13 protein-coding genes and 1 pseudogene are annotated in these 12140 nt (G+C 66.4%); 1 reads left to right on the top strand and 13 read right to left on the bottom strand.

The window, feature by feature from the left end:
• Positions 1–167: 167 nt before the first annotated feature.
• Genes proB through ACIQ2E_RS07225 form a run of 6 tightly spaced genes read right to left on the bottom strand, consistent with a single transcriptional unit; the run spans position 168 to position 5127 of the window.
• Positions 168–1250, bottom strand: a complete 1083-nt coding sequence (gene proB / locus ACIQ2E_RS07250) for a glutamate 5-kinase (protein WP_398328255.1) — start codon at positions 1248–1250, stop codon at positions 168–170.
• A gap of 1 nt (position 1251) precedes the next feature.
• Positions 1252–1773, bottom strand: coding sequence for a YqeG family HAD IIIA-type phosphatase (locus tag ACIQ2E_RS07245; protein WP_398328252.1), 522 nt, complete (start codon positions 1771–1773; stop codon positions 1252–1254).
• A 17-nt stretch (positions 1774–1790) separates the two neighbouring features.
• Entirely contained in the window at positions 1791–2366 is a 576-nt protein-coding gene (locus ACIQ2E_RS07240; RefSeq protein WP_398328250.1) for a DUF3727 domain-containing protein, read from the bottom strand.
• Between the two features lie 19 nt (positions 2367–2385).
• Positions 2386–2865, bottom strand: coding sequence for a Holliday junction resolvase RuvX (gene ruvX, locus ACIQ2E_RS07235; RefSeq protein ID WP_398328247.1), 480 nt, complete (start codon positions 2863–2865; stop codon positions 2386–2388).
• Positions 2862–3917: a hypothetical protein gene (locus tag ACIQ2E_RS07230; RefSeq protein ID WP_398328244.1), complete on the bottom strand. Its 1056-nt coding sequence runs from the start codon at positions 3915–3917 to the stop codon at positions 2862–2864. The genes ruvX and ACIQ2E_RS07230 overlap by 4 nt, the downstream gene beginning before the upstream one ends.
• Positions 3918–3948: 31 nt before the next feature.
• Positions 3949–5127, bottom strand: a complete 1179-nt coding sequence (locus ACIQ2E_RS07225) for a F420-0:Gamma-glutamyl ligase (RefSeq protein ID WP_398328241.1) — start codon at positions 5125–5127, stop codon at positions 3949–3951.
• 86 nt (positions 5128–5213) lie between these two features.
• Here ACIQ2E_RS07225 and ACIQ2E_RS07220 point away from each other — a divergent pair, with 86 nt between their 5' ends.
• Complete coding sequence (locus ACIQ2E_RS07220; protein ID WP_398328238.1) at positions 5214–6620, top strand: PhoH family protein; 1407 nt, start codon at positions 5214–5216, stop codon at positions 6618–6620.
• Positions 6621–6649: 29 nt separating this feature from the next.
• Here the strand turns inward: ACIQ2E_RS07220 and fumC are convergent, their stop codons facing one another.
• The 7 genes and pseudogenes from fumC to ACIQ2E_RS07185 all read right to left on the bottom strand — a co-directional run.
• Entirely contained in the window at positions 6650–8026 is a 1377-nt protein-coding gene (gene fumC, locus ACIQ2E_RS07215; RefSeq protein WP_398328235.1) for a class II fumarate hydratase, read from the bottom strand.
• A gap of 23 nt (positions 8027–8049) precedes the next feature.
• Positions 8050–8619, bottom strand: a complete 570-nt coding sequence (locus ACIQ2E_RS07210) for a thylakoid membrane photosystem I accumulation factor (RefSeq protein ID WP_398328232.1) — start codon at positions 8617–8619, stop codon at positions 8050–8052.
• A gap of 79 nt (positions 8620–8698) precedes the next feature.
• The gene (locus ACIQ2E_RS07205) at positions 8699–10300 is read right to left on the bottom strand and encodes a DUF3685 domain-containing protein (protein ID WP_398328229.1); all 1602 of its coding nucleotides are present in this window, start codon (positions 10298–10300) and stop codon (positions 8699–8701) included.
• Positions 10301–10358: 58 nt separating this feature from the next.
• Positions 10359–10718, bottom strand: coding sequence for a transcriptional repressor (locus ACIQ2E_RS07200; RefSeq protein WP_398328226.1), 360 nt, complete (start codon positions 10716–10718; stop codon positions 10359–10361).
• Positions 10719–10822: 104 nt separating this feature from the next.
• Positions 10823–11596, bottom strand: a complete 774-nt coding sequence (hisA, locus tag ACIQ2E_RS07195) for a 1-(5-phosphoribosyl)-5-[(5-phosphoribosylamino)methylideneamino]imidazole-4-carboxamide isomerase (RefSeq protein ID WP_296450731.1) — start codon at positions 11594–11596, stop codon at positions 10823–10825.
• 33 nt (positions 11597–11629) lie between these two features.
• Positions 11630–11818: pseudogene (locus tag ACIQ2E_RS07190) on the bottom strand (TIGR02450 family Trp-rich protein); the annotation flags it as partial.
• Positions 11815–12140: Coq4 family protein (locus tag ACIQ2E_RS07185; protein WP_398328224.1), on the bottom strand; the 326-nt coding region annotated here is incomplete at its 5' end. The pseudogene ACIQ2E_RS07190 and the gene ACIQ2E_RS07185, both read right to left, overlap by 4 nt.

Raw genomic sequence — 12140 nt, 5'->3', positions numbered from 1 at the left:
TGGGGTGTGGGGGGCCGTATTGCCTGGTATAGCCGCCCCCCGACACTGCCCCGGACACTGCATGGGGAGTCGCCCGGACACCTGACCACATGGCGATCGCTTCACCCGGAGCGGTGACGCCAAGCCAGGACGTGGGCCCGTCGACAGACAGGCAACCCCGGAAGGATTCAGTTGACGGACGCCCCAGGCCTAATCACCAGTTGATCGCGGTGCACCACAAGCCCGCGCTGGCCTTTGCGCTTTTGGAGCTCGTCGCTGTCCATCGCGCTGAGGCCTCGGGCCAGTTCACGGCCATCCAGGCTGAGCAGCCGCACGGCATCGCGGCGCTGGAAGTCGCCTTCCACCCCCTGCACACCCACGGCCAGCAGCGAGGCGCCTTGATCGAGCAACGCGCGTTCCGCCCCGGCATCAATGGTGATCGACCCTTTGGGCAGAAGGGCGTGCGCCAGCCAGCCCTTGCGATCGCTGAGGGGGTTTTCACTGGGGCGAAACAGGGTGCCGCGCGCTTCTCCCCGCAGCAGGGCGTTGAGGACGGCCGGGTCGCGGCCATCGGCCAGGCGCACCTGAATGCCGCTGGCGGTCGCGATACGAGCGGCTGAGAGCTTGGTGGTCATGCCACCGGTCCCCCAGCGGCCGCCGCCCTTGGCCACGCCGCTGAGGGCTTCCAGTTCCTCCAGGTTGTTCACCTCGGGGATGGGGCGGGCATCGGCATCGCTGCGGGGATCGCCTGAATAGAGGCTGTCGATGTCGGTCAGCAGCACCAGCTCATCGGCCTGCACTGCCACCGCCACCAGGGCCGAGAGAGTGTCGTTGTCGCCGAAGCGCAGTTCATCGGTGGCGAGGGTGTCGTTCTCGTTGATCACCGGTGTCACCCCCCAGGCCAGCAACTGCTCAAGGGTGCGGCAGGCGTTCTGATACCGGCGGCGGGAGGCCAGATCACCGCGGGTGAGCAGCACCTGGGCCACGCAGCGCTGATGGCGGGCGAAGGCCTGGTCGTAGAGGGTCATCAACCGCCCCTGGCCCACCGCTGCAGCCGCCTGAAGACCCTCCAGTTCTGTTGGGCGCTCGCGATGGCCCAGAGCCGTGCAGCCCAGTCCCACTGCACCACTGGTCACGAGCACCACCGGCTCGCCGCGATTCCAGAGGCTGCAGAGGCTGGCCGCCAGATCAGCGATCACCTCGTTGGTGTCGCGTCCACCGGCACCCCGCAGCACGCTGGTGCCCACCTTCACCACCCGCCGCATCGTCATGTCAGCTGAGGCTTGCCCCCGCCATCCGTGCCAGCCGCACCTCCAGCCGCTGCCAGTGGTCGTGAGGGCAGGGCTCACCTTCAGGATTCACCGGTTTCACAAGCACCGTGTAGAGGCCGAGCCGGTTGCCGGCCAACACATCGGTGAATACGCGATCGCCCACGATCGCCACCTGGCCGTGAGGAAGATCAAGCTGCTCGATCACCCGCTTCAGCGGCCCGCGCCGCGGCTTGCCTGCACTGGTGGTGTAACTGACACCGAGCTGATCAGCTACCGCGCCGATTCGGCTGCGGGAGGGGTTGTTGCTGAATAGGTGCAGGGGCAGGGTTTGCTGCGCCCGCCGCAACCAGGCCTCCACTGCTGGAGGCAATTCGCTGCCTCGGCGCGGCAACAGCGTGCGATCCACATCCAGCACCAGGGCGCGGATGCCCTGGGCCAGCAGTTGATGCAGCGGCAGCTCAGCCAGGGTGCCGGAGGCCACCAGGTTGGGCTGCAGCAGTTGTGGCAGAGACAGCTTGCTCACGGTGGGCGGTGCTGCGATCAGTCTTCGCCGAGCTCGCGCTCGTCGAGTTCAGCTTCGATGCGGGGCTGGATCCGCTCGAATTCCTCGCCTTCCACCAGTCGCCCTTCTCCGTTCTCCATGCGTGCCACCACGAAGAAGGGATCCAGGGGAATGAATAGGCCATATTCCTCGCCCTCGGCGCGGAACTGGATCAGCATCTCGTAGAGATCGCTCTCTTCGTCTTCGTCTTCGTCGTCGGCATCGATCTCGTCGTCGAGCTCTTCGGGATCGGGTTCTTCCAGTTCACCGCTCACGGTGAGGGTCACAGCCGAGCGCACCAGGGTGAGGTCGTGCTCCTGCAGCACCACATCCGCCACCGAGAGGATTGGTTCGGCGCCGCTGAGCTCGTCGATCACCTCGTCATCGCTGTCGTCATCGACGGCGATCTTCACGAGGCACACCGGGGTGTCCACCGGCGTGAGCAGGGCGTAGTCGTTGCCGTCGAGCGGGATCAGCTGCTCGAGGAAGCAGAGCAACTGACGCCCTTCGCTGTCGCGCACCAGCACGGTGGGAACATCGCCGGCACCGTTGGCGCTGGGACCGTCTGAGCTCATGGGTGGTTCCTTGGTGTCTTCAGGATGCCTGGGCATCGGCCCCTGAGCCAACGGCTGGGGCCTGCGCGTGCACCGGCGCCGGTTCAGGCCCCTCCTGCAGCCACTGCTCCAGCAGCAGTGCTGCTGCGGCGCTGTCGAGGGCGCCGCTGCGGTCGCCGTGGAGGCCGTGGCGCTCCGCGGCAGACCAGCTGCTGGCGAACTCATTCACTAGAGCCAGAGGCAGCTCCAGATGGCGAGCCAGCCTTTCGCCGTAGCGGCGGCAGTGCTCGGCCTGTTCGGTGGGTTGTTGTTGTGCGTCCAAAGGAAGGCCAACCACCAACGCCATGATCCGCCGCTGGTGAACTAGCAGGCGCAGTTGTTCCAGGTCGGCGGGATAGCGGCCGCGTCGCAAAGCCGGAAGGGGCGTCACGGTGAGGCCTAGGGGGTCGCAGCCGGCAAGGCCGATGCGTTTGCGGCCGACATCGAGGGCCAGGACGGAGCGCGGTGCTGGCCCTTTCAAGGCCGGCCGAGTGGGGTCGGGATGGGCCGTTGCCCGGGTTGCAGCCGGCCCAGCATCGCTTCGAGCCGTTGGGCCATCTGAGTGCTGTGCTGGGGCGCGTGACGCCGCCACACGCTGCGGGCCATCACCACCTCTTCACCCTCCGGGGCCATGCCGAGGCTCTGCAGCCAGCTGCTGCGCTCGCTATCGAGCACATCGCTGCGCACCAGCAACTGCGCAGCGCCTGCGGCGCTGCGCTCCAGCAGCAGCTGCAACGGGCCACCCAGCAGGTGTTGCCAGCCTGGATGCACGCTCAGTTCCAGTTCAGGCAGCCCCCGGTTGCCGGGGCGAACGCGCCGGGCGCCAGCGACGGCCTGCTGGCGGGTGCAGTCGAACAGCATCAGGCTCGGCTGCTCGCTTTGATCAAGCAAATCGTCGACCCGGCGATCGAGCAGTTGGCGCAACTGCGCCGGGAGCGCCGCCTGCTCGAGCTGCCACATGGCTGGGGCCGTGCGGCGGTTGAGCGGCCGCAGCTGCAGGTCGCTGGGTAGGGCGCGCTGCTCGGGTGCTGAAGGGGGTTCCCAGCGCCAGAGGGTTTCACGGCGCAGAGGTTGGAAGCCCTGCTGTCGCAGCAGGGCGAGGCGATCGCTGTCGGTGGTGGCGGCCGTGGCGATCCAACTGGCGGCGCCGCGGCTGCGCTGGATTGCTTCGCGGATCAGTGCCGCTTCGATAGCCATTCGGCCGGCTTCTCCGGCCGCCAGGCTTGCTTCGCTGCTACGCAACTGAAGCAGTTGCCAGCAACTGCCGCTTCGGTTGAGCCGCTGGCTGAGCAGCAGGCCCAAGGGGTGCTGGGGTTCTCGGTAGGCCATCAGCACATCAGGCACGAGCGGCGGCCTTGCAGTGAGGCTGTTGAGCAGACGTTCAGGGGCCTGCAGCAGCACGGCCCGCTGCAGCAGCGGCAGGAGATCGGCAAAGCAGGGGTCCTGCAGCAGCGGCAGGTGCCAACCGCGCAGGGGAACAACCTGCAGGCACGGGGCCTGAGCGGCTCGCTGGGCTGGTGCAGCTGAAGACACGGCGCTCGGCCTGATAGGCCCTCAGCCCATGTTATGGGCGCACGAGCACCAGGGGAGTGCGCTCGTTGGCATTGCCGGCGGGGTTGGGCTTGAGGGCCCGCATCAGCAGTGCATCGTCGCAACCGGGGCTGGAGGCCAGCACCTTCACCCGACCCAGATCGTTCACATCCACCACCGCCACGGCCACTCCCAGTTCAAGAGCCAGCTGCCGGCACACCGCCGCACTGTCGGCGGGGCCAAGCACGATCGTCTGGTCGTAGGGCGGTGTGGTGCCGGTCACGTCATCGATCAGGCGGGCCTGCTCACCAGCCAGGCGATAGAACCAGCCCTTTGAACCCACCAGCTTCAAGGCCGTGCCCAGTAGCCAGGCGCAGAGCACCCGGGCTGGCCCGACGTTGTCGATCAAAGTTTGCAGCCCGCAGGCAGTCGCTAGGGAGCTGGTGGGGTGGAAGACCCGGCACAGCAGCCGAGCCAGCGAGGAGGGTTGCAGGTTGGCGGGGTGGTTGTAGCGCCCCTGCATCACAGCCAAAGGCGTCTCGCCGATGGTGAGCACGTCGCCGGGTTGGAGCACGGCTCCGGCGTAGTGACGCAGGACTTCGGCGGGATCGTCGAGCGTGCCGAGCAGATGGGTGCGGATTGGCAACACCGAGCAGCGATCACCGCTGCACCAACGGGCGGTGTCAGGTTGGACAGCCGCCGGACGGCGCAGAGGGATCAGCACGCCATCCCTCTTTTGCAGCCGGCCAAAGGGGCCGTAATTGGTCCAGAGAATCTCCAGCCACAGGGTGTCCACCAGATTGCGCACTTCGGTGCCGGCCGGCGCATTGATGTTGATGCACACCTCGGCTTGGGTGGTTCTGTGACCCTTCACGATGTAAGCGAACCAGTAACCATCGGCCCTGGCCTCTTCATCGGGATGTTGGGGGGTGAGCGTTGTGTTCAGATCGAGCCCCTGAAGATCACCGCGGCCTAGCAGGGTGGGGCGGAGTTCGATCTCCGGCACGAACACCTCCATGCGGGCATGAGGGTTGCTGATCGCGATCGTGCCCTTTACTTCCAGGCGCTGGTCGCCCTTGCGCTTCACGCTCCAATTGCCGCTGCTCAAGCGCAGGGGAGAGGCGGGCCGCAGCCGGTGGCGCGCCTCCAGCCAAAGCAGGGCAAGCCCGAAGATCAGGGCCGCAATCAACAACACAGCGATCAGAGGGTGCAAATCCAGCGCTTTGAGTTCTGCGGGAGCGTAGAGCTTGCAGCTGGAAATGCCGCTTAGCGTGCCGTCATCTCCATGGGAGGCCCGTGATGCGTAAGACCTTCGTTCTTGATACGAATGTGTTGCTGCACGACCCCCAGGCGCTCACCCGCTTTGAAGACAACGCGGTGGTGATCCCGATCGAAGTGGTGGAGGAGATCGACCGTTTCAAGCGCGATCCCTCTGAGAAAGGCCGCAACGCTCGCCAGATTTCGCGATTGTTGGATGCCCTGCGCGAGAAGGGCAATCTGGCTGATGGGGTGCCAATCGATGACGGCGGCGGCACGCTCCAGGTGGTGTTTTGCCGTAGCGAAACCCTGGCCCAGCTGCCTCCCGAGCTCAAGGGCGGCAACGGCGACAACAACATCCTGGCCGTGGCCCTGGAGCAACTGCGCTCGGGCCTGATCAGCGATCAGCCGCCGGTGGTGCTCGTGACCAAAGACACCAACCTGCGTATCAAGGCCGATGCCGTGGGCCTCACAGCGCAGGACTACACCACCGACAAGGTCGACATCGCCGACCTCTATCCCGGGGTGTGCGAGCTGATGGCTAGTGCCACAGCGATGGAGCAGCTCAAGAGCGAGGGAGGCCTGTCCTTGGCGGCGTTGCCTGTGGCGACTGGCGTCGCGCTCCAGGCCAATGAAGGCGTCACGCTGGTGGATCAGGCCCAGTCCAACCACACGCTCCTGGCCCGCTTCGATGCCGCTAGCCGGCGCCTCTTACCCTTGCAGCGCGCCGGCAAAGTGCGGCTCGGCAAGGTGGGTGCACGCAACCGCGAGCAAACCTTCGCCCTCGATCTGCTGCTGGATCCAGCCGTGCAGCTGCTCACCCTGGTTGGTAAAGCCGGAACCGGCAAAACGCTGCTGGCTTTAGCGGCGGGCCTGCACCAGGTGGCCGACGAACACCTCTATGAGCGGCTGCTGGTAACACGGCCGGTGATTTCCCTCGGTAAGGAGATTGGCTTTCTGCCGGGAAGCCTCGAGGAAAAGATGGGCCCCTGGATGCAGCCGATCATCGACAACCTCGATTTCCTGCTTGGCGGCGCCGATGCCGATGAGGGGCGCGGGCCCTCCCGCGGCGGATCAGCGGCAGGCCGCCCCGGTGCCCAACGCAGCAACCGCAGCAATTGGACCGACCTCAAGGGCATGGGCCTGCTTGAGGTGGAGGCGATCAGCTACATCCGCGGTCGCTCGATCCCGAGGCAATTCATGGTGGTGGATGAGGCCCAAAACCTCACGCCCCATGAGGTGAAAACGATCGTGACCCGTGTGGGCGAAGGCACCAAGATCGTGTTCACAGGCGACCCTTATCAGATCGACAACCCCTATGTGGACGCCGAAAGCAATGGCCTCACCTGGCTGGTGGAGCGCTTCAAGGGGCAGCCGCTGGCAGGCCACGTGACCTTGATCCGCGGTGAGCGCAGCGAACTGGCCGAGCTGGCGGCGAACCTGCTCTAAGGGCGATCCGCTCAGTTCAGACGAGCCGCTCAGACCATCCGCTCCGGCCGCACCCACTGATCAAATTCGTCCCCGCTGATCTCGCCGAGCACGAGGGCAGCTTCCCGCAGGCTGAGGCCATGCTTGTGCGCGTGCTTGGCGATACCACTGGCGCGGTCGTAGCCGATGGCCGGGGTGAGGGCCGTAACGAGCATCAGGCTCTGGTTGAGCAGGCGCTCGATGCGTTGTTCGTTGGCGCGCAGGCCCTCGATGCAGTGCTCGCGGAAGCTGCTGCAGGCGCCGGCCAGGAGCTCGATGCTCTCGAGCACGTTGTGGGCGATCAGGGGCTTGAACACGTTGAGCTCGAAGTTGCCCTGGCTGGCAGCCATCTGCACGGCGGTGTTGTTGCCCATCACCTGCACGGCCACCATCGTGAGACTCTCGCATTGGGTTGGGTTCACCTTGCCCGGCATGATCGAGCTGCCCGGTTCGTTTTCGGGAAGCACCAGTTCACCGAGGCCGCAGCGGGGGCCGCTGCCGAGCCAGCGAATGTCGTTGGCGATCTTCATCAGGCTGCCCGCCAGCACCGTGAGGGCGCCGTGGGCTGAGGCCAGTGCCTCGTGGCCTGCCAGGGCCTGGAATTTGTTGGGTGCGCTGCTGAAGGCGGTGCCGAGCCGCTCGCTCAGCCGCGCCGCCACCGCCTCGCCGAAGCCTTTGGGGGCATTGAGCCCGGTGCCCACGGCTGTGCCGCCGATCGCCAGCTCACGCAGCCGCGGCAGGCTCTGCCGGATCGCTTCCAGCGCCAGCTGCAGCTGGGCCACATAGCCGCCGAATTCCTGCCCGAGGCTCAAGGGCACCGCATCCTGCAGGTGGGTGCGGCCGATCTTCACCAGACCCGCGTAGCTGGTGGCTTTGGCCTGGAGTGCAGCCGCCAGTTGCTCCACGGCGGGCAGCAGGGTGTTCTCCAGTTCGAGCACCACTGCGATGTGCATCGCCGCCGGGAAGGTGTCGTTACTCGACTGGCTGAGGTTCACATGGTCGTTGGGATGCACCGGGCTCTTGCTGCCCAGCTCTCCGCCGAGCGCTTCGATCGCGCGGTTGGCGATCACCTCGTTGGCGTTCATGTTGCTCTGGGTGCCAGAGCCCGTTTGCCACACCTTCAGCGGAAACTCCCCATCCAGCTCGCCGCGGGCCACCTGCTCCGCCGCTGCCACAACCGCGGCGCAGAGGTTGGCATCGAGCTTGCCGAGATCACGGTTGGCTTCGGCGCAGGCCGCCTTGAGCTGGCCGAAGGCATGCACGATCGCCAGCGGCATGGGTTGGCCGAAGGGGAAGTTGGTGATCGAGCGCTGGGTCTGGGCACCCCAGTAGTGCTCAGCGGGCACCGCAATGGCGCCCATGCTGTCGGTTTCGGTGCGGGTGCTCATCGGCGCGGCGGTGGAGAAGGGCCTCAGCGGGAGGCCACGATTTCGCTGTTGAGTTCGTTCACTTCACGGCTCAGGCTGAGCTTCACATCGCCCTGGGGCTTGAGGCCTGTGACGTCGGTGAGTGCGGCATTGATGGTATCGATGCTCACCGGGCCGGCCTCATCCAGCACAGGTTTGCCCTCGGTGTTGAACACCACCACCTGCGGGATCACACCCCTCCAGTAGGTGGCTGGATCCGTGGGGCCATGGGTCTCGCGGTTCTGGATGGGGTCGGTGGAGAGCAGGATCAGCTCCACGCTGCGGCCCCAGAGACGCTGCAGCTCGTTGAACACCACGGCGTATTGCTTGCTGGCGGCGCTGTCGTCGAGGAAATAGCCCAGCACGATCGCCCGGTGGTTGGCCATGGCATCGGCGAGGGTGCTGCGGGGAGGCACCAGGGAGCCGTTGCCGGCGTAGAGGGCGTAGATGTTGCCGTCGTAGCTGTTGGTGTCACGCGCGGCATCAGCCGCACCCGGAACCAGGCCCAGGGCCAGCAGTGCGGAGAGGACCAGGGCTGCCAGAGGTTTCAGCAACCGGGCCAGGAGGCCGGGCATCAAGACGACGGAGAGGGTGAGGCCATTGTGACCTTCGAGGTTGGACCCCTGGCGAGGTTGCGCGGATGGCGCTTGAACCTCAGCCGCGGCTGATGCTGCGGCCCATGCCTTGGAGCACGCCTTTGCCCACCAGGCCGATGGCCCGGCCGATCACCTGGGTGAGCACCACCACCACCAGATCGCCGAGCCGGCGGATGAAGCTCTGCAGTTGTGGAGCCAGAGCATCGCGGGCCTCGAGGCTGAGGGTGATCAGCTGCTGGCCCCAGCTCAGCTGCCGTAGCTCGCTGTCGCGAGGTTCGGTGAGCAGCTGGGGGGTGATGGCGCCGTTCTGGATTCCGTACAGCAGCCGGCGGCTTTCGTAGAGCTGCACCGGCCGCTCAAACAGATTCCCCCAGCGCTGCTGGGAGTTGAGCTGGTTGCGCAGGCGCTCGAGGTTGCGGGTGGCGAGTAGATCGGGCCTGAGCAGATAACGGCGCAGCTCTGGCCAGGTGCTGCAGCAGCTGAGGATCTCGGCGCTGATCAGCTCAGCGCTGCGGATGAGCCAGTTGCCGATCAAGAGCTCGAGATGGAGCAGAGCCTGGGGCTCATCCGGAGCCAACAAACGGCCCTCCACCAGTAAAGGCTGGGCTTGCATCAGGGCCGCCAGCATCGGCAGTGCCAGGGGCAGATCAGGATCGATCGCATTCAGTTCGCAGGCGCCGCTGAGGCTTTCGGCCACGGGCAGCAGTCCGCCCTGCTGAGGCAGCTGTACGTATTCACCGGCCATGCTGCGCAGGGAGAGGCGCCGCAGCTCCGGCTGCTGCAGCAACCACCGCTGCTCCAGCTCGTCGCCGCGCAGCTGCTCGTGGCGCAGGCGGATAATCCAGAGATCGAGCTGGCTGATCAGGGCCAGGAGCAGATCGCGACGGTGATCGGGGTTGAGTCCATCGAGAGCCAACAGTTGCCCGCTGCTGTTCGACACCCCGCTCTCGATGGCGGCAGTGAGCCGCAGCTGGATCGCTTGCCACACCCCTTCAGCGGTGCGCTGGCGCACTGTGATCGCGGTACTGCTGGGGGTGGGGTTGCTTGGAGCGCTTGAGGCTTGGGGAAAGGCCATGCTGATCGGCCCCCACAGCCACAGCAGCATCCGGCGAGCCGCTGCCAGCTCCCGCAGCCGTCCCTGCAGCAGGAGCCGGGTGAGGCCGCCGCAGCCCCGCGTTAGCCAGTGGTGGCAGCGCCGTTGCTCAGCATCGATCTGGCTAAGGCCGGAGCGCAGCAGCCACTGGCCCAGGCCGATCGCTTCTGGTTCGGCCAGTTCTGCCGCCAGGGGGCGCAGTTCCACCACTCGTCCACCGGCCAGCAAGGTGCTCACGGCTGCGGGGATTTCCGCAGGTTCGGCCTGCTGCAGCAGGCCTTCACAGGGCAGTTGCAGCAGTTGATCGCTGCTGTAGGCGCACTCGCCCGGAACCAGAAGGAGCAGCGGCGCCGGCTGCCAGCGATCGCGCAGCTGATGCAGTTCGCGCTGGAGTGTGGCCAGCGGCAGATTCCCTGCGGCACTCCAGATCACCAGGCGAACGCCGCCGCTCACGCCTTCGCTGTCAGTGGCCGGCTTGAACTCGGGTTCGAGCAGACGAACAAGGCCCTCGCGCAACAGCGGCTCGGCCAGAATGAGCAGTTGGGGTGCAGCCTTGGCCTCGGGCACGTGCGCCAGCTGATGCAATCTGGCGCGCACGTTAACGGGCCTGGAGAGGCTTTCCAGTTCAGCGGGGGCGACCGCTCAAGTGCAGGGTGTAGCTCTCAATCGAGAAACCGGTGTGCGCTTCGATCTGACGGAGCAGATCAGGGGGAAGTTCCACATCCAGATCCTGGATGGCGCCGGTGTTCAGGCAGGTGAGGTGGCTGTGGGGGTCGCTGCGGTAGCCGTAAAGCCGGCCGCTAGCCCGATCTAGGCACTCGATTACCCCTGCGCTCTGCAGGGCTTCCAGGTTCTGATACACCGAGGTATGGCCGATGTTGCGGCCACGGGCATTCAGCTTTTCGAAGATGTCGCGGGCGCTGAGGTGATCCTTCACGTCCCAGAGCAGCTCCAGCACCATGCGGCGCTGGCGCGACAGGCGCATCCCCAGATCGCGGCAACGGCCGATCGCAGCTTCCAGACCACCAGAGGTGATCGTGTCTGTTGCGTCTGGGGGAGATGTCGCCGCCAAGACAGGCGTGTGTGGACTTAACCCGTTATAGAACCCGTAGGCGAAGTGAGTGCGTCTTGTAAGCGTTCCGGACCAATCGCCTGCAGCGCTTCGGCCAGATCCACGGTGCCGTCGTAGAGGGCACGGCCCACGATCACCCCTTCCACCCCCAGCGGTGCGATCGACAGCAAAGAAAGGATGTCTTCGAGCGTGCCGATGCCGCCGGAGGCAATCACCGGAATCGAGCTGGCCTCCGCCATGGCCCGCAGGGCTTCGAGGTTGGGGCCCGCCAGGGTGCCGTCGGTCGCGATGTCGGTGCTGATGATCGCGGCCACGCCGCAGCCTTCAAAGCTCTTGGCCAGGTCGGTGGCCTTCACGGTGCTGGTCTCGATCCAGCCGCGGGTGGCCACCAGGCCGTCTTTGGCGTCGATGCCCACCACCACCTTGCCGGGGTGCCGTGCCGCCAGCTCCTTCACCAGCTCAGGCTTCTCGATCGCCACAGTGCCGAGGATCACCCGGTCGAGGCCGCAGGCCAACAGTTCTTCAGCCCGCTCGGCGCTGCGCACACCACCACCCAGTTGCACCGGAATTGAGAGGGCGGCGGTGATCGCCTTCACCGCCTGGTCGTTGATCGGCTGGCCGGTTTTGGCGCCATCGAGATCCACCAGGTGCAGCCGCTGGGCGCCCTGGCGTTGCCAATCGAGGGCCTGGGCTACGGGGTCGTCGTTGAAGCGGGTCACCTGGTCGTAGTCGCCCTGGTGCAGGCGCACGCAGTGGCCGTCGAGCAGGTCGATGGCGGGGATGATCTGCATGGCGGCCGGCCGGCTCAACGACTGCCAGCCAGGCTGCCAGAGGCCCCGATCACGCAGTTGGTGCAGCGGCACCAGCAGCCGGCACTGGCGATCGAGCACCGCCTCCAGCCGGGCCGCCCGGTCGGCTCCTTTGCCCTGCTCCCCCAGCAGCTGGAAATGGCGGTAGCCCTGGGTGAGGCCGAGGCTGGCGGGCTGGGCGGTCCAGGATTGGGGCAGTTTCATGGCAGCTGGGCCGCGAGGCCGTAGGACTCGTGGTCGGCCGGATCGCTGAGGCCCAGCTCAAGGCGCCATTGGCTCACGGGTTTCTCCCAGCCCTCCTCCCAGCGGGCCGCCGCCAGACAGCTGGCTTGGCGAGCGATGGCATGGCCGTGGCTCACGGCACAGCTGATCGCTTCAAAGCGTTCGATCTGAAAGCGGAAGCTGGCCAGTTGCCCCGCGCTGGTGAGCAGCACGTAGGCGGGAAAGCCGATTTGAGCGGCCGTCACCGCCAGCACGCCGCTTTCGCCGGACGCTGCTGTGCCGAAACCACACACCACGTGGTGAA

It is taken from the genome of Vulcanococcus sp. (assembly GCF_044369115.1).
GTDB lineage: Bacteria > Cyanobacteriota > Cyanobacteriia > PCC-6307 > Cyanobiaceae > Vulcanococcus.
This window is presented reverse-complemented; position numbering and strand designations above follow the sequence as displayed.